34 protein-coding genes are annotated in these 21,279 nt (G+C 66.2%); 15 read left to right on the plus strand and 19 right to left on the minus strand.

Features of this window, described 5'->3' with window-relative positions:
- Positions 1–47 precede the first annotated feature (47 nt).
- The 3 genes from AC5O77_RS02855 to AC5O77_RS02865 are packed head-to-tail and all read right to left on the minus strand — an operon-like array spanning position 48 to position 2,001.
- Positions 48–581 carry a hypothetical protein gene (locus AC5O77_RS02855; RefSeq protein ID WP_494506445.1) on the minus strand — a complete coding sequence of 178 codons (534 nt, stop codon included), beginning with the start codon at positions 579–581 and terminating at the stop codon, positions 48–50.
- Positions 581–892 carry a hypothetical protein gene (locus AC5O77_RS02860; RefSeq protein ID WP_249843385.1) on the minus strand — a complete coding sequence of 104 codons (312 nt, stop codon included), beginning with the start codon at positions 890–892 and terminating at the stop codon, positions 581–583. Before AC5O77_RS02860 ends, AC5O77_RS02855 begins: the two co-directional genes overlap by 1 nt.
- 47 nt (positions 893–939) lie before the next feature.
- Complete coding sequence (locus AC5O77_RS02865; RefSeq protein WP_494506446.1) at positions 940–2,001, minus strand: phage major capsid protein; 1,062 nt, start codon at positions 1,999–2,001, stop codon at positions 940–942.
- Positions 2,002–2,238: 237 nt separating this feature from the next.
- Here AC5O77_RS02865 and AC5O77_RS02870 point away from each other — a divergent pair, with 237 nt between their 5' ends.
- The gene (locus AC5O77_RS02870) at positions 2,239–2,727 is read left to right on the plus strand and encodes a hypothetical protein (RefSeq protein ID WP_494506447.1); all 489 of its coding nucleotides are present in this window, start codon (positions 2,239–2,241) and stop codon (positions 2,725–2,727) included.
- Positions 2,728–2,762: 35 nt separating this feature from the next.
- On the opposite strand, the gene AC5O77_RS02875 is transcribed toward AC5O77_RS02870, so the two are convergent.
- The 14 genes from AC5O77_RS02875 to AC5O77_RS02940 all read right to left on the minus strand — a co-directional run bounded on the left by AC5O77_RS02875 (position 2,763) and on the right by AC5O77_RS02940 (position 13,505).
- On the minus strand, positions 2,763–3,845 hold the full coding sequence (locus tag AC5O77_RS02875; RefSeq protein ID WP_494506448.1) for a hypothetical protein: 1,083 nt from the start codon (positions 3,843–3,845) through the stop codon (positions 2,763–2,765).
- A gap of 116 nt (positions 3,846–3,961) precedes the next feature.
- Positions 3,962–6,019: a hypothetical protein gene (locus AC5O77_RS02880; RefSeq protein WP_494506449.1), complete on the minus strand. Its 2,058-nt coding sequence runs from the start codon at positions 6,017–6,019 to the stop codon at positions 3,962–3,964.
- Positions 6,016–7,371, minus strand: coding sequence for a phage terminase large subunit (locus AC5O77_RS02885; protein ID WP_494506450.1), 1,356 nt, complete (start codon positions 7,369–7,371; stop codon positions 6,016–6,018). Before AC5O77_RS02885 ends, AC5O77_RS02880 begins: the two co-directional genes overlap by 4 nt.
- On the minus strand, positions 7,355–7,765 hold the full coding sequence (locus AC5O77_RS02890; protein ID WP_494506451.1) for a terminase small subunit: 411 nt from the start codon (positions 7,763–7,765) through the stop codon (positions 7,355–7,357). Before AC5O77_RS02890 ends, AC5O77_RS02885 begins: the two co-directional genes overlap by 17 nt.
- 318 nt (positions 7,766–8,083) lie before the next feature.
- Entirely contained in the window at positions 8,084–8,497 is a 414-nt protein-coding gene (locus AC5O77_RS02895) for a hypothetical protein (protein ID WP_480981240.1), read from the minus strand.
- 29 nt (positions 8,498–8,526) lie between these two features.
- The gene (locus tag AC5O77_RS02900; RefSeq protein WP_494506452.1) at positions 8,527–9,057 is read right to left on the minus strand and encodes a hypothetical protein; all 531 of its coding nucleotides are present in this window, start codon (positions 9,055–9,057) and stop codon (positions 8,527–8,529) included.
- On the minus strand, positions 9,042–9,425 hold the full coding sequence (locus tag AC5O77_RS02905) for a Ref family recombination enhancement nuclease (RefSeq protein WP_494506453.1): 384 nt from the start codon (positions 9,423–9,425) through the stop codon (positions 9,042–9,044). The genes AC5O77_RS02900 and AC5O77_RS02905 overlap by 16 nt, the downstream gene beginning before the upstream one ends.
- Positions 9,422–9,652, minus strand: coding sequence for a hypothetical protein (locus AC5O77_RS02910; RefSeq protein ID WP_494506454.1), 231 nt, complete (start codon positions 9,650–9,652; stop codon positions 9,422–9,424). The genes AC5O77_RS02905 and AC5O77_RS02910 overlap by 4 nt, the downstream gene beginning before the upstream one ends.
- Positions 9,649–10,101 (minus strand): recombination protein NinB, encoded by a 453-nt coding sequence (locus tag AC5O77_RS02915; RefSeq protein WP_494506455.1) that lies wholly within the window; start codon positions 10,099–10,101, stop codon positions 9,649–9,651. Before AC5O77_RS02915 ends, AC5O77_RS02910 begins: the two co-directional genes overlap by 4 nt.
- On the minus strand, positions 10,098–10,268 hold the full coding sequence (locus tag AC5O77_RS02920) for a hypothetical protein (protein ID WP_494506456.1): 171 nt from the start codon (positions 10,266–10,268) through the stop codon (positions 10,098–10,100). Before AC5O77_RS02920 ends, AC5O77_RS02915 begins: the two co-directional genes overlap by 4 nt.
- Positions 10,265–11,746, minus strand: a complete 1,482-nt coding sequence (dnaB, locus tag AC5O77_RS02925) for a replicative DNA helicase (protein WP_494506457.1) — start codon at positions 11,744–11,746, stop codon at positions 10,265–10,267. The genes AC5O77_RS02920 and dnaB overlap by 4 nt, the downstream gene beginning before the upstream one ends.
- Positions 11,743–12,708 carry a hypothetical protein gene (locus AC5O77_RS02930; protein WP_494506458.1) on the minus strand — a complete coding sequence of 322 codons (966 nt, stop codon included), beginning with the start codon at positions 12,706–12,708 and terminating at the stop codon, positions 11,743–11,745. Before AC5O77_RS02930 ends, dnaB begins: the two co-directional genes overlap by 4 nt.
- Positions 12,657–13,028, minus strand: coding sequence for a hypothetical protein (locus AC5O77_RS02935; RefSeq protein ID WP_494506459.1), 372 nt, complete (start codon positions 13,026–13,028; stop codon positions 12,657–12,659). The genes AC5O77_RS02930 and AC5O77_RS02935 overlap by 52 nt, the downstream gene beginning before the upstream one ends.
- A gap of 261 nt (positions 13,029–13,289) precedes the next feature.
- Positions 13,290–13,505, minus strand: coding sequence for a hypothetical protein (locus AC5O77_RS02940; RefSeq protein WP_494506460.1), 216 nt, complete (start codon positions 13,503–13,505; stop codon positions 13,290–13,292).
- Here AC5O77_RS02940 and AC5O77_RS02945 point away from each other — a divergent pair.
- Complete coding sequence (locus tag AC5O77_RS02945) at positions 13,504–13,671, plus strand: hypothetical protein (protein WP_494506461.1); 168 nt, start codon at positions 13,504–13,506, stop codon at positions 13,669–13,671. The two genes, AC5O77_RS02940 and AC5O77_RS02945, sit on opposite strands and share 2 nt — an antisense overlap.
- Here the strand turns inward: AC5O77_RS02945 and AC5O77_RS02950 are convergent.
- Together AC5O77_RS02950 and AC5O77_RS02955 are read right to left on the minus strand one after the other, a co-directional pair.
- The gene (locus AC5O77_RS02950) at positions 13,668–13,859 is read right to left on the minus strand and encodes a hypothetical protein (RefSeq protein WP_483737077.1); all 192 of its coding nucleotides are present in this window, start codon (positions 13,857–13,859) and stop codon (positions 13,668–13,670) included. The two genes, AC5O77_RS02945 and AC5O77_RS02950, sit on opposite strands and share 4 nt — an antisense overlap.
- Entirely contained in the window at positions 13,860–14,165 is a 306-nt protein-coding gene (locus tag AC5O77_RS02955; RefSeq protein WP_494506462.1) for a transcriptional regulator, read from the minus strand. It abuts the gene before it with no gap.
- 65 nt (positions 14,166–14,230) lie between these two features.
- On the opposite strand from AC5O77_RS02955, the gene AC5O77_RS02960 reads away from it, so the two are divergent.
- The 13 genes from AC5O77_RS02960 (at position 14,231) to AC5O77_RS03020 (ending at position 21,230) form a co-directional block, all read left to right on the plus strand.
- Positions 14,231–14,692, plus strand: coding sequence for a hypothetical protein (locus tag AC5O77_RS02960; protein WP_494506463.1), 462 nt, complete (start codon positions 14,231–14,233; stop codon positions 14,690–14,692).
- 154 nt (positions 14,693–14,846) lie between these two features.
- Positions 14,847–15,008, plus strand: a complete 162-nt coding sequence (locus AC5O77_RS02965) for a hypothetical protein (protein ID WP_494506464.1) — start codon at positions 14,847–14,849, stop codon at positions 15,006–15,008.
- 172 nt (positions 15,009–15,180) lie between these two features.
- Positions 15,181–15,531: a hypothetical protein gene (locus AC5O77_RS02970; protein ID WP_494506465.1), complete on the plus strand. Its 351-nt coding sequence runs from the start codon at positions 15,181–15,183 to the stop codon at positions 15,529–15,531.
- Complete coding sequence (locus tag AC5O77_RS02975; protein ID WP_494506466.1) at positions 15,528–15,851, plus strand: hypothetical protein; 324 nt, start codon at positions 15,528–15,530, stop codon at positions 15,849–15,851. The genes AC5O77_RS02970 and AC5O77_RS02975 overlap by 4 nt, the downstream gene beginning before the upstream one ends.
- A 109-nt stretch (positions 15,852–15,960) precedes the next feature.
- Positions 15,961–16,278 carry a hypothetical protein gene (locus AC5O77_RS02980; RefSeq protein ID WP_494506467.1) on the plus strand — a complete coding sequence of 106 codons (318 nt, stop codon included), beginning with the start codon at positions 15,961–15,963 and terminating at the stop codon, positions 16,276–16,278.
- A gap of 148 nt (positions 16,279–16,426) precedes the next feature.
- Positions 16,427–16,945, plus strand: coding sequence for a hypothetical protein (locus AC5O77_RS02985; protein WP_494506468.1), 519 nt, complete (start codon positions 16,427–16,429; stop codon positions 16,943–16,945).
- A gap of 99 nt (positions 16,946–17,044) precedes the next feature.
- On the plus strand, positions 17,045–17,926 hold the full coding sequence (locus tag AC5O77_RS02990) for a recombinase RecT (protein ID WP_494506469.1): 882 nt from the start codon (positions 17,045–17,047) through the stop codon (positions 17,924–17,926).
- Positions 17,923–19,611 carry a lambda-exonuclease family protein gene (locus tag AC5O77_RS02995; protein WP_494506470.1) on the plus strand — a complete coding sequence of 563 codons (1,689 nt, stop codon included), beginning with the start codon at positions 17,923–17,925 and terminating at the stop codon, positions 19,609–19,611. The genes AC5O77_RS02990 and AC5O77_RS02995 overlap by 4 nt, the downstream gene beginning before the upstream one ends.
- Positions 19,611–19,826, plus strand: coding sequence for a hypothetical protein (locus tag AC5O77_RS03000; protein WP_494506471.1), 216 nt, complete (start codon positions 19,611–19,613; stop codon positions 19,824–19,826). Before AC5O77_RS02995 ends, AC5O77_RS03000 begins: the two co-directional genes overlap by 1 nt.
- Positions 19,823–20,041 (plus strand): hypothetical protein, encoded by a 219-nt coding sequence (locus AC5O77_RS03005; protein WP_032127482.1) that lies wholly within the window; start codon positions 19,823–19,825, stop codon positions 20,039–20,041. The genes AC5O77_RS03000 and AC5O77_RS03005 overlap by 4 nt, the downstream gene beginning before the upstream one ends.
- Positions 20,038–20,373, plus strand: a complete 336-nt coding sequence (locus AC5O77_RS03010; protein ID WP_494506472.1) for a hypothetical protein — start codon at positions 20,038–20,040, stop codon at positions 20,371–20,373. Before AC5O77_RS03005 ends, AC5O77_RS03010 begins: the two co-directional genes overlap by 4 nt.
- Positions 20,366–20,518 carry a hypothetical protein gene (locus tag AC5O77_RS03015; RefSeq protein ID WP_494506473.1) on the plus strand — a complete coding sequence of 51 codons (153 nt, stop codon included), beginning with the start codon at positions 20,366–20,368 and terminating at the stop codon, positions 20,516–20,518. The genes AC5O77_RS03010 and AC5O77_RS03015 overlap by 8 nt, the downstream gene beginning before the upstream one ends.
- Positions 20,511–21,230: a hypothetical protein gene (locus AC5O77_RS03020; RefSeq protein WP_494506474.1), complete on the plus strand. Its 720-nt coding sequence runs from the start codon at positions 20,511–20,513 to the stop codon at positions 21,228–21,230. Before AC5O77_RS03015 ends, AC5O77_RS03020 begins: the two co-directional genes overlap by 8 nt.
- Positions 21,231–21,279 lie beyond the last annotated feature (49 nt).

Below are 21,279 nucleotides of genomic sequence, written 5' to 3' on the forward strand. Positions count from 1 at the left end.
GGCCGACCGAGTCGCCCCGGCCGGCCGCCAGCCCGCCGCCAGCGGACTTAAACGGTTTCGCTGCCCTGGTCGCCCAGTGCCGCAGCAATGGCATCCAGCACGCCCTTGCGCGGCTTCTCGCGGGCGTTCTCGATCGCCGCCAGCTCGTGCAGGTCCTCGTCGGTCAGGTTGTCCAGCGCCGCCTCGATCTCGGCGACGGTCTTGCCGGCGAGGGCTTCCAGCTCGGTCGGCTGGTCGTCTTCTTCCTCGTCGTCCTGGTCGACCTGCTCGGCTTCGTCCTTCGCCGCGGCGATGCTGGCCTGCACAGCCTTGGCGAACTCGCGGTCGTTGCGGTAGGCGTGCTTCAGCGCCTCAGCACCTTCCGCGGTGCGGCCGTACTTGTTCTGCAGGCCGGCGTAGACTTCCGACACGTCGAAGTCCTTGACCTCGATAGCCTCGCGCTTCGACTCGCTTATGGATTCCGGCGGATACAGCTCTTCCACGATCGGCAGCTCGTAGTCGAAGATCTGCACCGGCAGCTTGGTGGTCGCGTCGCGGTCGATGACCAGCGTCAGCAACAGCAGGGATACGGTCTTGGCCATTACTGCACGCCCTCCAGGGTAATCGGCGCCGTCGCGGCGGTACCGGTGCGGATGAAGTCCGGCAGGTCGGCGATCTCGACCACCGGCGCCAGGTTGGCGGCTGCGCTCAGCAGGGTGAACCAGCCCGAGCTGCCAGCGGCCGGGGTGCTGCCGTCGGCCGGCGCTTCATGTCCCTGCAGCAGAACGCCGGTGGTCACGGTGGTGTTGTCACCCAGGTTGGCCAGGCCTTCGCGGCCCCAGCCGCCCAGCAGCGGGGTCTTGTTGAGCTTGACGATGGTGCCCCCGGTCGGGAGCGTCTTCACGTTCGGCATTTCGTTCTCCTGCCGGCGAGGCATGCCCCCGCCGGCGTTGCGTGGGGTCAGGCGATCGAGAAGACCGCGTTGCTGTTGCCCTTCTTCAGCGTCAGGCCGTAGTGCGCCGTCATGCCGAAGTAGTGGGTGTGGCGGTCGTACACGCGCGGCGGCGTGCGGCGGACCATCCAGCGGCCCTTCACCGGGCGCAGCTTCAGCGACTTGCTGTTGAGGAAGTAGCCGCGCTTCTTCCACGGCACCGCGATGGCGCCCAGCAGGTCGTCCAGGGCGTCGAAGGTCGGATCCCATACCACCGGCACGCCCTTGAAGGCCAGGGCCTTGGTGGACGGGTCCAAGGTGACGCCACCGGTGGCCGAGGTGCCCATCGTGATCTGGCGGCTCATGACCTTCAGCGCGTCCGCCTGGATGGCGTCGTACATGTCCGAGCCGACCACGATGAAGTCAGGCGCACCCAACTTGCCGTAGGCGATGGACTTACGCCACAGGGTTTCCAGGTGCGAGATCAGGTTGCCGGCGGTGGCGGTGCTGATGCCGATGTCGGCCCAATTGCGCCAGTACGGGGTGGCCGCGCGATCGATGCCGCCGACGGTACCCACGGTCGGGGTAGTGCTGACCAGCGCGTCCAGACCCGGAACAGCCTTCGGATTGGTCGCGCCGTCCAGGTGCACTTCGATGTCCCAGTTCTCCTGGAAACCATCCTTCAGGGTGGTCCAGTTCTCCTGGAGGATGTTGACGATCTGGATCTTCTCGGCTTCGGTCATCACCGCATTGCGGTCATCGGTGAGGATGATGCCGTTGTTGGCCAGCTCGGTTTCGTTGAGGGTGAAGCCGTCGAATGCCTCATACGCCTGGAATGGCGCCAGACGCACGGTCTTCTTGCGGTTGTAGGTGACCTGGTCGTCACCGGTGTAGTTCTGGTAGTTCGAGTCGTTCGTGTAGCGGATCTTCTCGTTGAAGACACCGTTGCCGAAGATCGAGTCCTGGCGGTTCTGGATCAGCCAGTTGGCCAGCGGTCGCTGGGTGGTGAACTGATCGATCGGGTCGTTGGTCGCATAGGTCTGGAGCTGGGTGTTTGCACCAGACACCATCTGCGCAGCGGTAAGCGGCATAGGAATGGCCTCGGAAGGAAAGATGGCCAGCCCGCAGGGGCTGAGGGTCTTTCCGCGTTCCGAGGGCGCGAGGCTCGTTACAGCGCTACCGGCGGCGAACCCGGCTTACGTCACACGCGGGGCGGCTGGTGTGCCGCTCGGTGGTCAAGATGCCAGCGCTGGTGGGCGCGTCAATGGGCGCTGAAGGTACACTCGGCGAGCCGGGGCAAGCCGGCTATCTCAAACAGGGGCAATGGAATGATTTTTCCCGTAGAAGCATTCTTCGCTGCTGAAGCACGCGAGGTTCCCGCCGGTCATTTCTATTTAAAGGACGGCGAATGGTTTCTCTCAGTTGATGCAAATCAGGGCCAAGGCGGATACATGTCGGCAGTGCAGCTCACTGGCGATTTAGTAGGTGTGTTTCTCCCCAACCCGGCCGGCGTGACGACCTACATCGGCGGCGGATGGACCGTGGAGGCGCGCGTCGAATGGATTTCTGACGCCGTCGATGGTCAACGCGAAAACTGGAACGCCGCATTGGTGCTGGGCGACAAGCCCTACCTCTATGCGCAGTACGGCCAAAGCGACAGATTCTTTGGGCTGGACGGTATCCAGTCGGATGGAAGTGGTCTCAGCGATTCGCGCCGCCGCTTCACCCAGTGGTCTGGATGGATGGTCGGACCTGATGGTGATGACATCGGCGACCAGCCATTGTTCGAAGTAGTTTCGGTCCCGCGAATCTACTGATCCAGAAAAGAAGGGGCCGAAAGGCCCCTTCTCCGTTATTGCCCGCGTGCCCGGGCTGCTTGCACACCAATGTCGAACGCGTTCTCGGGAGTGATTTTTGGCGCCACCGGCGCGGCAGAGTTCGCCCTGATCGGATTGGGGGCGCTGCGGGCGACAGGTGCCGCTGCAGCTGGCGCGGCGACCGCGGTGGCCGGTAGGGCCAGGTAGGCGCGGTGGATCTCGGTCTGCCACTGCGCCGGTGGCAGCGTGCGCTGGATAATGTCGATCGTCGGCGTCAGCAGCACCATTTTCTGGTCGAACTGCGCATCACCAGCACGGAGCTGCGTGCCCAGCTGCTGCACCGACGCGAGCCCCTGCTGGTACTGCAGATCCTGCTGCTGGCGATCCTGCTGCGCCTGGGTGTGGTTCTGCTGCAGCTGGCCGGTCTGCCGGTGCTGGGCCAGTTCCAGCGCCACGTCGCGGGTGATGTCGCCTGAGTTCACGCGGCCGGCCAGGTCCGGGTGCGCGCTGAGCGGATCGAAGCCCGGTGCCTCGCGGCCCAGCTCCCGGCCCAGCCACTGCAGTTCCCCCTGCATGCGCTCGTAGGCGTCTGCCATGCGCCTCGGGTCGCCGGAGTTGATGTCGGACAGGTAGCGCAGTGCACCGCCGAACTGCTCCGGCGTGGCGCCAGTGCTCTGGACCGTTTCCTCCCACTGGCTGACTCGCTCGCGGGCGTCGCGGGCCTGCGTGTGCAGCTCCTGGAAGCGCTCAGCCGCGCGTTCCTTCAGGCCCAGCTGCTTGACCTCGTCATCAACGGTCGGCTGCTGCGGCTGCGCGGGCGGTGCCGGCGGCTGCTCGCCGGCGGGCGGTGCGTTCGGGTCGGTCGCGGCCGGCGTGGCCGGTGCGCCGTCCTGCGGCGGCTGGCCGTCTGCTGCCGGGGCGTCGCCGGGCAGTGCATCCTCGCGTGCTTCCTGCTCGCGCGCAGCTTCAACGCCAGCGGAGAACGCATCCAGCTCAGTAGCAGGCGGCTGCGGCGCATCGCCGCCATCGGCAACCGGCGGCGCGCCGGTGTCGCCCGGCTGTACGTCGGTCGGGGTGGCATCCGGCGTGGCCGGGGTGTTCGGGTCTTCGATGTGCATGGTGGAACCTCAGTTGGCGGCGGGATGGCGTGGTGCTGGTGATCAGCGGGCCATGCTGGCGATCGCGCGCCAGATGGCCAGAGTCAGGGGGTGGCGGCGCATGGTCTGCTCCTGTGTCAGAGAGGCGGCGCGACAACGCCGCCCACGGGTGCTGCGGTGGGTACCGGCGCTTCGGCCGGCGGAAGGGCTTGCATCGGGTCGGCACCAGGGGGGCCGGGTAGCAAAGGTGCGGCGCCTGGCACGCCTGGCATGCCCATGGCGGGTGCTTCGGGCGTCTGGGGAATGAACGAGTACGCATCGATCGATGGATCGCCCAAACGCTCCACGGACTCGACGAGCATCTGCTCCAGCCGGTCCGCGATCTCGAATGGTGAAGCTCCACGCAGCTGGCCGATGGTCATCGCGGCCTGCTGCATCTGAGGAAGAATGGTCGCCCATTGCTGCCGGCGGAGATTGGAAGCCGGGCGGCCCGAGCTACCAGCGCGGATGGCGACATTCAAAAGCGCGGTGACCAGCTCAGGCAGCGGTGCGTTGAACCACAGGGCTTCAGGCCCGGCGATGTCGCTGACCTCTTCCGGCGACAGGCCCGCGGGTGACATGGCTTCCTCGGCGGTGTACTGCGCGACCTCGCCCAGCACATCGTCCAGGCTGTCGCGGCTGTAGCCCAGGCGGGATTCGGTGCCCTGCTGCTGGATGTCGGCCTCAGTGGCCGTCTTCGCGGTCTGGATGCTGGAGGACAGCGCCTCCTGGATGCCCCAGATCAGTTCAAGTTCGGCGCGGATAGGTGCTGTGTCGTACAGCGCGGCGTCGATCTGGTTGTACTGGATAGGGAACAGCACGCTGGTGGTGGGCAAGCCCTTCAGGTCCAGCCCGACCATTTCGCCGACTGCAGCGCCCTCCAACTTCGCTGCGTCGTCCGGCTCGACAGCGCCACGGTCGAAGCCTAGCTTCGGGATCGCGCGGCGGCGATGCTCGCGGTAGTTGGTGCGGGTACGGTTGTACTCGTCCAGCAGGGCGCGTGAGCGGTCCACCAGCGACTGTGGATGCCGCTCCCCATCCACCCACAGCGGCGCCCACTGGAAGAACGGGTAGAAGCGCGTGCTGCGCTGGTCGGGGGTGTACGGCTGGCGCAGGTTGCGGCGCAGGCCGGGCGTGATGGTGTGCACCAGGTTGGTGGTCAGGTCCCACACCTCCCAGATGCACAGGAAGCGCGGGCCGGCATCACTGCCCTGCCCCGCTGCCGTGGCGCTGCGGAACACTTCGGCGTCGCTGTCGCTCACCACACCATCAGCCGGGGCGAACCCATCTTCGCGCGCGCGGCTCTCTGGCTGCACGTGGTAGTAGGCCTCGGCCTTCCCCAGCTCGTCGCGCAGCTCCGGGAACGTGGCCTGCGCCTTGTCGTACGGCATGAACGTGCGGTGGGCGATCCACGGCGATATGGCGTAGTCCTTCAGGGTGGCCACGTCCATGGACACCTGGATGTCTTCGCCGCGCACGAAGTCAAAGACCAGGCCGTTGTAGATGATGTGTTCGACCTGTGCTTCGAGCGTCTTCATCTGCTGCTCGTACTGAGCCTTCAGCAGGTCCGGGTTGGCTGCGTTGCCTTCAGCCAGCTCGGTTTCCATCAGGGCCAGGGCCTCGAGCTTGGCGCGCAGGTCGGCGATGCGCTGGTCCGTGGTTGGGTCGCGCTCGGTCTCGCGGTGCCATGCCGCTTTGATCCAGCCGATGCCGATGCTCAGGCCCGAACGCACCATGGCGTCGGCGGCGTGCTTCAAGCGCCCGCGCTTCCACAGCGAGGCGATGACGATCTCCAGCGTGCGGCCGACCTGCTTGGCCAGCTTCACCCGGCTGGAGCCGACCGACTCGGCGGGCTGCACGGCGGGCTCAGGGTCACGCGCATACAGGAACGACGTCAGCAGGTTCACGTAGGTGCCGGCGATGGGCACGCTCACGTCGTAGACCGGATCGACCTGGTTACGGCAGTAGCGCCGGTCCAGCGCATAGCCCTTCCGGGCGTGCTTGTCGAACTCGCGCGACTCCTTGATGCGCTTGTGCCAGTTGGCGACGTCCGCTTCTTCCTGTGCCAGCGCCTGGGCCTGCGCCTCGCGCTCTGCGTCGGCTGCCTGCTCGGCCGCCAGTGCGTCGGTGAAGCTGTCGGCGGTGGGCATGGTCACAGGGCGGATCTCCTACGTTCGGCGAGTGAGGGCTGGTCGGAGTGCTCCAACCACTGGCGGCTATGGGGCACCAGCACCCGAGGCCGTTCAATGGACGGTCGGTCGCGCGCGCTTACTGCGGCGGGGAATTTGCTGTGGATGAAGTAGCCCAGGGCGTCCGGCGGATGGTCGAAACCGGTCGTCTTGTCGGGCAGCCCGTTGGCGTCGTAGGGCTGCTTCTCCAGCGCTTCGGTGAGCTTCGGGCAGTTGCGCACGTTCACCAGGAAGCGGCGGCGGCGCTTGGCGTTGAGGATCATGGCGTTGACGCTGACCACGCGGGAGCGGATGCGTGGGTTGGCCGCCGGCACCACGATGGTCATCGACCGTTCGGCGCGGATCAGGCCCAGATCGGACGTGCTGGCGTTGTTGGTGTGCTGGCTGTCGCCGCTGGCGTCCGGGTAGATCGTCATGCGGTGACCGCCGTACTGGTCCCGCAGCGCCTGGATCATCGCCGGTGTGTCGCGGATGCCGGTCAGCTCGGCCAGCGCCATCGGCTCGCCGTCGCGGATCACGCAGATGATGGCCGTCATGTTCAGCACGTTGAAGTCCATGCCGATGTGCAGCGCCTCGCCATCCTGGATCTCGGCCGTGGTGTTGTTGGCCGTGCGGGAGAAGGCCGGGTACACCGACCCCGTGGTCAGGTTGACGAACATCCCGTCGATGTAGGCCTGCACCAGCTGCGGCGGGTAGCTCTCGAACAACGACTGGATGTAGTCGTCGGGCAGGTTGGCCTCGTTGTCGTAGGTGCTGGCGTGCACCAGGCCGTACAGCGCCTGCAGCTTCGGGTTCTCGCTGGGCAGCTGGTGGAACTGCTCGTAGACGAAGTTGAACCCCTCGGGGGTGGTCGTCACATCGATGCCGTTCTGCAGGCCATCGGCCTTCACGCGCAGGCGGGCGATGATCTTGCGCCAGGCGTCCTGGGCCTTCCGCTTCTTCAGCGTGTCGATCTCGTCAACCAGGGCCTTGCCGACCTTGAAGCCGACGATGCTGGCCGGGTTGTCCATCGACCGGCAGATGACTGTGCCGCGGTACTGCCGCCCGGAGTACAGGTGGGCCTCCTTGTTCGACTCTACGATGCGCGCGCGCAGGCCCCAGTCGAAGGCCACTTCCTCGATGGTCGGATAGAAGATGTCGCGGATCTGCGGATAGCTGGGGGCGAAGTACCCGGCCGGCACGCGCGGATGCGTCCACACGTGGCTGCACAACGACCCGCAGCCAACCCAAGTCTTGCCCGAGCCGAAACCACCCACGAAGGCGCGGAACTTGTGCGGCAGCTGCAGGAACGCGGCTTGGGGCTCATTGAGCGTTGGCATTCTTCCGCCCGCTGACGATCTCGATCCGTACCGATGCCGGTGTGGGGCTGTCGTCCGGGTCGCCGCCCTTCTCCAGCCCGGCCAGCTTTGCCTTGCCCATGGTGGCCTGCACCATTGCTGCCCCCTGGCGCTTCTTCATCGCCACCAGACGGGCCTGTTCCAGCTCCCTCAGCAGGCTGGCGACGGTCACCGAGTGCCCTACAAGGGCCTCCGCACGCAGCTCGGAGAGCCTTGCGGCGATCTTGGGGTTATCCAGCAGCTCCTTCGCCGAGCGGTTCACCGTCTCGGGCTTGGCCTTCTCGGCGCTGTAGCACAGGCGATAGGCCTCGCTGGCGTTCCCGGTTTCGAGGTAGCGCTGGCAGAAGGATTCCTGTTTCGGGGTCAGGGCGCGCATGTCCGCGCACCTGGTAGAGGCTGCCGATTCCCGGGGGCATGAACGTCACCATGGAGAGGCAAGTCCCCATGGCCGCCGCAACGCGGCTCTCCCCGTGTCGGCTGCACGCTGTTGTCGACACCTGCGTGCTGGTCGTCCCGGTACTCGCCCCGGGTGGCTTCCTGACTGTTCCGCCACCAGGGCGACGGGCTGCGGTCGATAGCCGGCACCGTTCCGTCTGGACGGACGATGCTGGCGTGCAGCAGTTCCATGGTGGATAGCGTCTGGCGGTCGCTCATGCTGCTGTTATCCCAGCCTGAGCATTCCGATCAATGGCGATCAGGCAGCAGCGAACAATTCCAGCTGCATCGGCCAGCGGACGGGCTCGGGCTGCTCCCAGCCGTAGTGCTCCCGCAGGTCCTCGGCGATCTGGTCCGGGCTGGGGAAGCTGACCCGCTTGCCGTCGGCGGTGTCGGCGCCGTAGAGCCCGAACAGCCAGTCAGGGTGTTCCCGCAGCATGCCCTCCCCCGCTGCCGAGCCGATGCGCAGGGCGAAGATGCTGCAGGCCGGGTCTCCGAACACGTAGCTGCCCTCGCCTTGGGCGTTGCGGATGTCGCGCACGCGGGAAAGCACCTTCCTGGCCACCACCAGCACGTCCGCCTCGCTGGCCACGGCAAGGCCGACCGCTGACCGGCGGAACTGCCGGTGCGGTGCTGCCTGCCTGGTCGTCTGGTTGTCGGTCTTCTTGCGCATGGTCGTTCCCCCAGTGGGGTTCGTCGTGATCAGGCTGAGGCCTCGTCGGTGATGTGCGAGGCCAAGTGGGTGTTCTCGAACCACAGGGCGATCAGGAGCGCGTCGGCGCGGCCGTTGTCCTTCTTGCGGCGCAGGGACGGCGCGGCGGATGGGAACCGCGTGATCGCCAGAACACGGGCGGCGTCCTTGTCCTGCTTCAGCAGCCCGAAGGACCGCTTCCAGCTGGCCGGCTCCGCCCTGGTGGTCGGGATGCCCAGCAGCTCCAGCACCGCCTTGGCCTTCCCGTAGGTGTCGCCGAAGTTCATGGACGACTGCGCGCCCTGCTTGCGCCCCTTGGCAGGCATGGCCCGAACGCGTTCGATGCAGGCCGAGACGTGGGCACCGGGGTTCATCTCCCTGGCGGCGCGGATGAACATCGCCATCGCGCGCGCGTCGAGCTCGGTGTGGCCGTCCACTTCCATGATCGGGGTGTCGATCACCGGCCCGGCCTCGCCGTCCACCAACGTGGCGATGGCGCCGGTCAGGCCCGGGTCGATGCCGAAGGTCAGGCTGCGCGCCATGGCCGCACCCTCCCCCAGTACTGATCCAGCGCGGTGTTCTGCAGGTCCAGCAGGTAGTCGTCGTTGCCGATCTCCTGGCGGAACCGGCGTGGCTGCTTGGCGTAGGACGGGCCGAACAGCGCCTCGCAGGTCTCCGCATCCATGCCGCCGAACGGTTCCCCACGGTGTGACCACGGATTCAGGCCGATGGTGAAGTCGTGGCCGCGCCGCTTCTGGCCGTGCTTGCCGCCCACGGTCAGGTGGTGCACCTCGCAGGGGATGTAGCCCAGGCCGAGGGCATAGGCGACCACGCAGCCGATGTCCTTGATGGCGTCCATGCGCTGCTGCTGCTCAACGGTGGGCTTGCTGGTGCTGCGCCCGCGCTTCATCGGGCACCCCCACGAACGTCCTGCACCATCTGGTCGATCACAGCGGCGATGCGCGAAGACTGGCCCACGGCCTTCCGTTGCGCCTGCGCGGCCATGATCAGCAGCTGCTCGGGGCTCAACCCATGCAGGCTGGACTGGTTGCACTTCTGCAGGCAGCGCCCCTGGATGAAGCACTCGCCGCTAGCGACCATGCACTGCCGATAGGGAATGAATCCGGCGCCGCTCATGCCGCGTACCTCTGCAGTCGCTTCGGAGCCTGGTCGCTCAGGCGCACGTTGTTCTCCACGGCCCAGGCCTGTGCGAAGGTGATCAGCTCGGCCATCTGACCAACGGTCATGCGCCGGGTCTGGATGGACAGGTTCACGATGCTGGCGCCGTCGAGGGATGGCACCACATCGCCCTGCTGGCGGTTGGATTCGCGCGCCCAGGCGTCGACCAGCAGGCGTTTCCAGCCCTCGGCGTCGATGTAGCGGCCGGCCCACTTCAGCTGGGTGGCCAGCTCGCCGCAGATGGCGTGGAACATGGCGTTCTGCTCCAGGCTACGGCTCGGCTTGTGTTCCTTGACGGTCACGCACACGTCCTGCCCCAGCTCCAGGAACTGGCAGGCGAAGTGCCACGCAGCCGCCATGCGGTCGCGGGCATTGCCGGCGCGGAGAATGAAGGTTCCCAGGTTCATGCGGCGCGCTCCTCTTCCGTCGCCAAGGTGGTGGCCACCCCCCTGCACCAGCCGGCGATTGCGTAGCCGATGGGGATCAGATCCAGATCGGCATCCACCGGTGGCAGGCCTGCCTCGATTTCCTCGGCCTGCTGAATGCACCAGTTCGCCCTCTCGTTCGGTGTCATGCGCGCTCTCCGGTTGCCATGTCCTTGCCGCTCCTGCGGCGATCGCGCGGCGCATCGAATCCGCCGCTGTCATCGTCTGCATCGCGCAGCACGGTCTTGAGCGAGTAGTTCGGCTTCTCGCCGTGGTAGTTCTCGAAACGGCTGCATTCGAGGTGGTGGCGCAGGTAGGCGGTGCCTGTCTCGCCCTGGCGGTTCTTGGCCAGGATGAATTCCGAGATGCCGGGAGCGCCGCAGGCGTCCTTCGTGTAGTAGTCGTCGCGGTAGATGAAGGCGATCACGTCGGCGTCCTGCTCGATTGCGCCCGATTCGCGCAGGTCGGCCATCACCGGGCGCTTGTCGGTGCGCGTCTCCAGCGAGCGGTTGAGCTGCGACAACGCGATCACTGGGCAGCCCAGCGTCTTGGCCAGCTTCTTCAGCGTGCGCGAGATGTAGGAGACTTCCTCGGTGCGATTGCCGGCCTTGGCCGGACCCGACAGAAGCTGCAGGTAGTCGACCGCGACCACGCCCAGCCCACCCTTCACCTTGGCGTGCATGCGCGACGCGCGCGCCACCAGCGAATCCACCGGCAACGAGCCGCAATCATCGATCGCCAGCGGCAGGCCATGCAGGAAGTTGCGGGCGATGCTCAGCTTGTGCCAGTCGTCGTTGGTCAGTTCGCCCTTCACCCGCATGCGCGACAACGGCACGCCCGAGTGCATGCTCATCAACCGCGCCAGCAGCTGCCGGCGGGCCATCTCCAGGCTGAAAACCGCAGCGTGCTTGCCCTGCACCGCCACGCTGTAGACCCACTCCAGCATGTTCGCCGTCTTGCCCATCGACGGCCGAGCCGCGAGGATCATCAGGTCCGTGGGTTCCAAGCCGGGCAGCTTCCTGGCCACGTTCTGCCACGGCGGAACCAGGCCGAGGTCGGCGGTTCCCTCGAACCGGGCCTCCATTTCCTCCCACATGCCCTGCAGGTCGCTGCGCACCATCACCAGGCCGCCGTTGCCGCCTGACTGCACGCTGAGGTTGGCGAACTTCGCTGTGGCACTGGCCACCAGGGCATCGGCGTCCTCGTCCGCAGTGCCGTAGGCGTCGTTGGTGATCTCGGTCGCGCGCTCGATCACGCCCCGCAGCAGCGCCTTGTTGCGCACGACCTCGGCATAGCCGCGGATGTTGGCCGCTGACGGCGTGGTGCTGGCCAGCTCGACCAGGTACGCGCCATCGCCCACCAGTTCCAGCTGCCGTTGGTTCTCGAACCAGTTGATCAGCAGCACCGTATCGAAGGGCTGTTCGCGGTCGGCCAGATCGCAGATGGCGTGCCAGATCAGCTGGTGGTCGCGGCGGTAGAAGTCCCGTTCGGCCAGCACGTCGCGGACCTCGCGCAGCGCTTCCGGCGCCAGCATCAGGCCACCGAGTACGGACTGCTCAGCGTCGATCGAATGCGGCGGCACCGGCAGGTAGGCGTAGTCGTCGCGGTAGGCAGGCTGGGCACTCATGGGGCCTGCTCCTGCTCACGGGCCTTCTCGGCATCGCGCTCACGGGCCAGCTGCACACCGGCCGTCGTCAGCTCGCAGCCACCTGCAGGCGGCAACCACCAAAGCTTGAACCAGTTCCGGCGGACGGCATCGCGGAAGTGGGCGCGCCAGTCCTTCTGCAACCGGCCGCTGTCGCGATGCCGGCCAGCGAACTCCCGCCATGCCAGGTGCAGGAAGTCCTTCGGGATCCCAGCGTCACGGGCGAAGGCAAAGATCGGATCGGTCTTCGGGATGGCCGATTCGCCGGCCTCCTGGCACAGGTCGAGGAAGGCAGCGAAGGTGATCTTCTCCCGCTTCTTCCGCCCAGGTTTCGCCCCTTCGGCGGTAGCCGAGGGGGTATGGGGGTGTTTTTCTTCTTTTGGAGACGGAGACGGAGACGGAGACGGAGCATTGCTAGTTCCTGCTGAGCGCATTGCTGGTGAACTGCTACCAGCATCCGAACCATTGCTACTAGCAGAATGTTCTGCAGATGCAGCACGGATTGCTGCATATTCGGGGACCTGACGATTGGCCTCCGATTCACCGTGATGACGCTTCACCGCGTTCCACTTCGCCTTCAACGAACGAAGGTCGGAACCCGCCGACCAGGGCTGATGCTCGGCCCAGTCATGCAGCTGGTAGGCGCCATCGCTGCCATCGAGGAACCCGACCGACGCCAGCTCACGCACCAGCGCGTCGTTATCGCCCGCCCAGTCTGCGGCCAGCTCGATGTCCTCGGCGGTCATGCCTTCCAGATCACCATCCGGCCGGTTGGCGCGCGCCCACAGGATCAGGCACACCAGCGACCAGCCAGCGGCAGGACCCAGCCGACGAACCAGCTTCTTCGTCTTCGGGTGGCCGGGCAAACCCGTGCTGAGACGCGCGTCTATGCTCATACGCCCCTCAACATCCCGGCCAGGCGCGACACTTCCGATCGCCTGCATGGAGACTCCAGCGCCGCCTGCATGTCGAAGAACTGACGCAGCAGGTTCGATTCGGTCGCAGCGCACAGCGGACCGACCAGCCTGCGTGGAATCGGACGCATGCCGCGGCGCATGCGCGACACGTAGCTCTCCGACTTGCCGATGGCAGCGGCCACGTTGGCCAGCTTGTGGTCGCCGGCCTTCATCGCGATGGCCAGCGCCTGGTCCGGGGTCTCGATCTGCCGCACGACCTGCAGCGGTGCGTCCTTCGGCTTCCGGGTCACGCAGATACCCAGGTGAAGCCGTCCAGTTGGATCCGTCAGGTTGTCAGTGATTTCCATGATTTGCCTTTTCTTGCCAGGGGGTCGGGGGCGGAAATGGAGGCCCACCACAACGGAAGGCCCCGATGCCCGGTTCACTGCGGAATGCCCACGGAAACGTCGTCCAGATGATCTGGACCGGTGGGCGCTGCTTTGCCCTCGTAAGGGCGGGGGGAAAGACCCACGTGCGTCCGCTGAAGCGGAAGAAGCGCGAGCCGATGGCGGCCGGTGCGGTGGGCGTGGTTGTGCCCTTCCCCACCAGGCCGGTGTGAGGTGGCCATGTCAGGTGCCATCGGATGCAGACAGGCGCTCGTCCTGCCACTGGCCGAACATGGCGGCCGCGAACTCAACGCTCGTGTGAGCCTCGACGCTGCGCCAGAATGCGATCTCGGCCAGGGCCGACTCAGCGTAGCCTTCGGGCACGCCACCATTCGCGTCGCACCACGCCAGCATCTGGCGGTGCGAGGCTTCCAACAGATCCGAGGTCTTTTCACACATGGCAACCACCGAGCAGATCGAAGCAGCCCAGCGAAAGCTGGAACGTGCCCGCGCCGAGCGCGATTCGTGGAAGGGAAGCAACCGGCACAACTACGAGATGGCCTCGCACCTGGTGGCGGCGCTGGAGAAGGAGTTGGCACAGCTGCTGAGCGAGGACGGGCATTAGGATTTGCCCCCCTTCTTGCGTGCGCGGATCTCTGCGATCGCTGCGGCGACAAGCAGCATCACGGCCACGCAGCCGCCGAAGCCGTAGAGGCCGGTGTCAGTCAACGTCGCGAAGGTGATGGGAATGACGTAGAGGCAGCTGATACCCAAGCCCCATACAACGCCGGCGGCGAATGGAGACTTGAACATTCAGGCCTCCGTGCCGGTCGGCTCGCTTGCCGGCGCCGGGCCGAAGACGTCAGGGCGCAGTTCGCTACGGTTGACCCGCCCCCGCGTTGCGCGGTGAATCTCGTTCGCCAGCTTCGGACTGGGTTGCTTGTTGCCCAGCGCGATCTGGTAGAGCGTTCCAACGCTGCAGTTGGCCTTTTGGGCAACCGAAACCAGAACCGGGCACTTCAGCGTGCCGGTTCCCCCTTTGCTGGTGGCGTAGTTGGTCAGGTTCATGCGCCGCACATTACCGTTTTGGTTATTGGCGGTCAATACCGTTTCGGTCATTCCCCTGCAGGTCGTCGCTTGTGACCATTACCCCCATGGACGCAAGCACCGCCCGAACCGAAAACATGCGCCGCCTGGTCAATCAGGCGGGCGGCCCAGCCGAATGGGCGCGACAGTACGGCGGCAGCCGCTGGGCACAGCCACAGGTCAGCCAATGGATCTCTGAAGGTTCTCCAAAGGGGATAGGCGGGAGACTTGCGCGTGATCTTGAATCAGCCATGGGCCTCGCTCACGGTGAGCTCGATAGGCCACCAGTTGCTGCGTCTCAACCTGTGGGAATAGACGTCGCTACGCTCCGTTCCGCCCACCGGCTGCTTCAGCTGGTGGCGGAGATCAGGGGAGAACCACCTGTCCCAGACATCAACGTGGTTGCTCTGGCCGTTGCCTATGAAACGGTCAGAGCGGAGGCCGCAGGTCTGGACGACAGCAACGTTCTCGACTTCATGCGGGCCTTTGTGGCTCGTCTGGAAAAGACCAAGGGAGCGCAGGATGGCATTGAGCGAAGAGCGGCTGAAGGAACTGGCTAGTCGAATGGCGAACGCGATGGAGGCTGAGGTACGAATCGATCGACCCAGGCTTCGCCTAGTAAAGCCACAACCGCCCCCGCGCGGCATGGATGACCTGATGCGAGAGTCGCATTGCAAGATGATCAGGCACTTCCGGCGACGCTGGGGACACCCCATGCAGATGATCATCGACCAAGCAGTGTTTGGCCTTGCGGGTATCGAACAGCTCGATGATGAAGCGCTGATCCAGCTACATAAGGATTTGGAGCGCGCGCAGGAGTGCATGCTGGACGGCGTCAGCTTTGAGGACGCTGGACTGCTCCGCTATCGCTACTGAATTCCCCCCCCTGACCTTCCACCGGAACCCCGCCAGCGCGGGGTTCTTTGCGTTTGTGTCCACCGACCCGAACCGGTCGCAAAAAAATTACCGTTTCGGTATTGACCGCCAATAACCATTTCGGTAATGTTGCCCCGTCGGCCCTTCCGGGCCATCTGAAACGGGGTCCACCATGGGACTGCATACCGCAAGCGACCTGGCCCGCAACGCCCAGCGCAGCTGGGAAGACCAGGAAGATCCGCGCTTTGAACAGGAACACCGCGCCGAGCAGGCAGCGGACCTGGCCAAGGCCTACCGCACCGACCCGGCGAAGCTGCGCGAGGCCGAGGAACAGACGGCCGGCACCTTCAGCGGCACCCACTACACCGAGGTGTCGCTGGCGCTGCACCGGCTGCACCACACGGACCCGGCCGACCTGATGGGCTCGGGTGTGCTGCAGGACCTGTACCGGCTGGCCCGCGACGAGGCCGCGGCCATCGACGCGCAGCTGCTGGAAATGGCGCTGCAGCAGGTGGCGGCATGAGCGCCTACAAGGAACGTCTCCGCCGGTCGTTCGGCTACTGCGGTGAAACGTGCCCAGCGGTGGACGAGGCCTTTGTGATCGCTGAGGGCCGGATTTCCAAGTTGGTTCCTGACTGCCTGCTTTCCGACCTCTCGGCAGAACTCGCCAAGGTCCGCGAAGCAGTCAAGAACGTCGGCACCGAAAAGATGCGCGACGCCCTTGGCGATGCATGCGCCGATCTGATCGCGGCAGAGCAGAAGGCAGAAGAAGCAGAGGGCCGGATCGCCGAGTTGGAGCGGGAACTGGAAGAACTCCGCCGCGAAATTCGGGAGGCCGCATGACCGCCGCCGAACGCGAGCAGCGCCACCACGTGGTCGCCACTGTCGTCGCCAATGCCCTGTCGTTCTGCCTGGGCGTGCTGGCCGCCGTACTGCTGCAGGCGGTGCTGTCGTGAGCCGCGGTGTGGATGTTCTGGCCGTGCTGGACCGCCAGTTGCTGGATCGGGCGGACCGCGCCGCACGCTACGGCAAGCAGGCCGACAAGGCGGCGGCCAAGCACGGCGGTAGGCAGATCACCGCGGACCGCATGGCAGAACACGCACGCATCCTGCTGGCGGAGCTCCGCTCGATACGCGAACCGCTGATCGAGTTGCGGTCCGCCGCCCGCGCTTCCCTCGCAGCCCGCGACCTCACAGACCAGGTCATGGCCGACGAGCGCCTCCTTGCGGCTCTGGCCGCCTTCGAATCGGAGGACGCATGCGCCTTCTGACCGCCATCGGCTGCCGTAACGCCGCCGACTTCCTCGCCTTCTTGGGCTGCGTCGCCATCGTCCTCGGCCTTGGCTGGGCGATGTGCTGGCCGCTCGCCTGGTCCTGACTTCCCGCCGGCGCGGCCGGCCCCTACGAGAGGCACCACCGATGTTCCAACTCGATCAACACGATGCGGTGTTCTCGCATCTAAACCTGCGGAAGGAAAAGCACGGCGACGAAGACGCGGCCGCGGCTGACCTGAAGTTCTCGCTGAACGCCCCGAACACCATCCTCAACACCATCGACCCGGCCATCCTGCCGGCGTTCTGGAAGAAGGCCGACAAGGGCCAGCAGCAGAACCTGCCGATGGAAGGCAGCACCGACCTCGTGGCGCTGAACCTGCCGCTGCTGGGCGAGCAGGACATCACTGGGAAGTTCGAAGGCTACGAGCTGTCGATCGGCTCCCTGATGGACCACATCGATCCGGTGTTCTTCGCCGACGCCAAGGTGAAAAAGATCACCTGGAAGCCGCTCGAAGGCGGCAGCGTGGCCATGGGCTTCACCGTCTCGGTGCTGCTGGACGAGGACGAAGACGCCGAGCTGATCTCCGCCTGGCGCCGCGGTGAGGTGCGTCTGACCCTCACGCCGCCGAGCGCCGCCGCGCAGCAGGCCGACCTGGCCGCGTAACGAATTCCCCGCCCTCACGGGCCCCGCGCCGGCCGGGATTCCACGACGCCGGCATTTCATTCCCATAGCGCCGGCGCTGCCGGCAGGAGATTCAACGCCATGAATGCACTTGTGCAGCAGTCCGGCGCTCTCACCGCGCAGCCGCGCCAGCAGTTCGACCTCAGCCCGCAGACGTTCGAGCAAGCCCTGACCTTCTGCGACTACCTGGCCAACAGCGACCTGGTCCCGAAGGACTTCAAGGGCAAGCCGGCCAACTGCCTGATCGCCATCCAGTGGGGCGCCGAGCTGGGCCTGAAGCCGCTGCAGGCCGTCCAGAACATCGCCGTCATCAACGGCCGCGCCGCGCTGTGGGGGGACGCCGTGCTCGCCCTGGTGCGCAGCTCGCCCGTGTGCGAGTTCGTCGAGGAATGGGACGAGCACGATACGGCCTACTGCAAGGTGAAGCGCAAGGGCGAGAAGGAAGCGCTGGTGACCTTCAGTATGGAAGACGCCAAGAAAGCTGGACTGGTCGGCAAGCAGGGGCCGTGGTCGCAGTATCCGAAGCGCATGCGCCAGATGCGTGCACGTGCGTTCGCCCTGCGTGACATGTTCACCGATGTCCTGAAGGGCATGGCGATTGCCGAGGAAATCATGGATGTCCCGTCCGCGAGCACTGATGTGCATCGCACCACGGCAACGGTGGTTTCCTCCGAGCCGGCCATCTACCCGGCCGACGAGTTCACCAAGAACTTGGCGAACTGGAAGACGGTGATCGAATCCGGCCGCAAGAGCGCTGAAGGCCTGATCGCCATGGTTGAGGCCAAGGCCAAGGCGCGCATGACCGACGACCAGCGGCAGCAGCTGCGCAAGTACGAGCCCATCACGGTGGCCGAGGAAGTGGCCGATCCGGAAACGAACGCCGCGGACCCCGTCACCGCTGCCACCACTGCTACCGACGCTGCCGATCCCACCGACTGGAATGCCGAAGGAGACCGCGCATGAAGATCGTGAACCTGATCCAGGGCACTCCGGAATGGCATGCCCACCGCGCCGCACACTTCAACGCCAGCGATGCGCCGGCGATGATGGGCTGCAGCCCTTACAAGACCCGTAGCCAGCTGGTGCGCGAGTTCGCCACTGGCGCGGCGGTTGAACACGACGCCGCGACGTTGCAGCGCTTCGCCGACGGCCACCGCTTCGAAGACCTCGCACGGCCTCTGGCCGAGAGGATCCTTGGGGAAGAGCTGTTCCCGGTCACCGGAACGCATGGCAAGTTCTCGGCCAGCTTCGACGGCCTGACGCTGCTGGAGGACACGGCGTTTGAGCACAAGTCGCTCAACGACGACCTGCGTCTGGCCATGCACGACGGGAATGATGCCCTGCCGCTGCACTACCAGGTGCAGATGGAACATCAGGCGATGGTCAGCGGCGCCGAGCGCGTGCTGTTCATGGCCTCGAAGTGGGCCGGCAACGAATTGGTCGAGGAACGCCACTGCTGGTACGTCCCGAACCCGGAGCTGCGCGCCAAGATCGTTGCGGGCTGGGCCCAGTTCGAGGCTGACGTCGCCGCATATGAGCCGGCGGCGGTTGCCTCTCCGGTTGCCGCCGGCCGCGCCCCGGACCAGATGCCGGCCCTGCGCATCGAGGTGACCGGAATGGTCACCGCTTCCAACCTGGCTGAGTGGAAGGACCAGGCTATCGCCGTTTTCCAGGGCATCAGCACCGAGCTGGTGAGCGACCAGGACTTCGCCGATGCCGAGACCACCGTGAAGTGGTGCGGCAACATCGAGGAACAGCTGAAGGCGGCCAAGCAGCACGCCCTCAGCCAGACCGAGAGCATCGATCTGCTGTTCCGCACGATCGATGACATCGCGGCCGAGGCTCGGGCCAAGCGTCTGGATCTGGAGAAGCTGGTGAAGCGCCGCAAGGACGAGCGCCGCACTGAAATCGGCAACGCCGCCCGCCGCGCCGTGCAGCAGCACGTGCTGGCCATCAACGAGACCCTGGGCGAGCACGCCATTCCGATGCCGACGACGCTGGTTGCCGACATCGCCGAGGCGATGAAGGGCAAGCGTTCCTTCAGCAGCATGCAGGAAGCCGTGGACGCGGTGGCGGCCAATGCCAAGATCGACGCCAGCCAGTACGCCGAACGGATCCGCGCGAACGTGGCCATCCTCGCCGGGCATGTCGAGCACGCAACGCTGTTCGCCGACCGGGTCCAGCTGTGCGCGACGAAGGCGCCGGAGGATCTGCGCAACCTGGTCGCGGCACGCATTGCGGAGCACCAGCAGGCCGAGCAGGCACGGCTGGACGCTGAGCGCGACAAGATCCGCGAGCAGGAGCAGGCCAAGGCTCAGGAAGCGGCCGCTGCAGCTCACGCCGCACAGGTCCAGCAGGTGCCGGTTGCGGAGGCAGCACCGGCGCAGGCCGAGGCCGCTACCGCCGCCAGCGCACCGTCGCCGAGCGCCACCCAGCGGCAGGTTGTCCGGATCAAGCTCGGCCAGATCGTGGATCTGATCGCACCGCTGAAGATCGACGCCGAGGGCTTGCGTCAGCTTGGCTTCGAGCCGGTGGCCACTGAACGTGGATCGAAGCTGTACGACGCCGACCAGGTAGACGCAATACGCGCCGCCATGATCCGCAGCCTGCAGCGTCCACTGTCGGGCATCAATGCGCAGGCAGCGTGATGGACGTCGCCCTGTACCCCTGTCACGCCAAGAGCCTGCGCCGTGCTGGCCAGGCCCGCGCGCAGCTGTTCGCCCACGTCGTCGAGGGCAAGCGCTACACCACCGCGCAGGTGGCCGAGATCCTGGACATATCCCACAGCGCCGCATACGAGCGGATCAAGCGGCGCCCTCACCCCCTGACCTGGGCCGACCTGCAGAAGGCGCGCATGCCATGACCAGCATTCACGTACAGCCGACTTTCGACTTGGCCACGCAGGCCGAGAAGGACCGCCAGCGGTCGGAGATCGATGCCGACATAGCTCGCTTCGAAGCCGCAGGCGGCAAGGTCCAGAAGCTCGGCAACAGCCCCATCGACCGATCCACCATCAGCCGCCGCCAGGTGGTCGAGGGTGGCCACAACAGCCGCACGAAGAAGGACGCGCGCGCATGACCCACCACCGCTACGACCGCCGGCTGCCGAAGCGCACCGAGGGCTTCGCCTGGGGCCGGTCCATCGACAAGGTGCTGGGCGGCCACGTCCTCACCTACCGCCTGTTCCGCCGCGACCTGGCCGGAAAGCTGCACATCGAGACGCGGACGTTCAAGCTCACCGACCACCGCCGGTTCATCGGAATGGAGCTGCTGAAAGCGCGCCGCGTGTTGCGCGAGCGCGTCGACGCCATCGGCTATGCCCTGATCGAGGCCGAGGCAGCGCCGGCGACCCTTTCCACCGTGCGCCCCGGCGGGCGCGTGAAGCTTCCGCAGGTGGCCGCCCATGGCTGACCAGCTGCTCACCGCTGCAATGGTCCACGTGTTCGCCCTGGCCGGGTTCCTGGCCGGCATCGCCATTCTGTGGGCGATCAGCCGCGCATGCCGCGCCGCGCGAAATGGGCTGCGCTGGTGCTGGCGGAGGTGCGCTCATGGCTGAGCTGCTGCCCATCTTTGTGGCCTGCGAGTACAGCGACACCGTGGCGTCGGCCTTCCGCGCCTTCGGCTTCGATGCCTACTCATGCGATCTGCGTCCCAGCGAGGGCGACCCGCGCTGGCACATCCAGGACGACGTGCGGAGCCACCTGCAGGCCGGCCGCTGGCTGGCGATGGTGGCCCACCCCTACTGCACCTTCAACACGCTGGCCGGCATCCGCTGGATGTACCACCCGGACGACACTGCGCTGCCGCAGCCCGATCGCCGCCGGCACCCGAAGTACCCGAACCGGATGCGCGACTTCCTGGAGGGCGCGCTGCTGTTCGCCGACCTGATGGCCGCACCCGTGGAGTTCATCGCCGCGGAGAACTCGAAGCCGCATGGCTTGGCCATGAGCGTGCTGGGCCGGCCGACCCAGACCGTGCAGCCATACGACTTCGGCAGCCCCTTCACCAAGGGCGCCACGCTATGGCTGAAGAACCTGCCGGCGTTGGTGGCCAGCCACACGAAGGCGCAGGTGATCGAGCGGCACGGGAAGATCGAGGCCCGCTGCCACTTGATGCCGCCAGGGCCTGACCGTGAAAAGGAGCGCTCGCGCTTCGACCCGGCGATTGCCGCGGCCATGGCCCAGCAGTGGGGGGGGCACATCCTCGAAACGAAGGCAGCAAACCGCGCGCAGGTCACCGTGCCTGTCGATCTGTTTGCCGCCGCATGAACACCGCCACCGAGCAGCTGCGCGCTGCGCTGGCCACGAACTGAAGGAG

It is taken from the genome of Stenotrophomonas sp. INTA L402-1 (assembly GCF_059295135.1).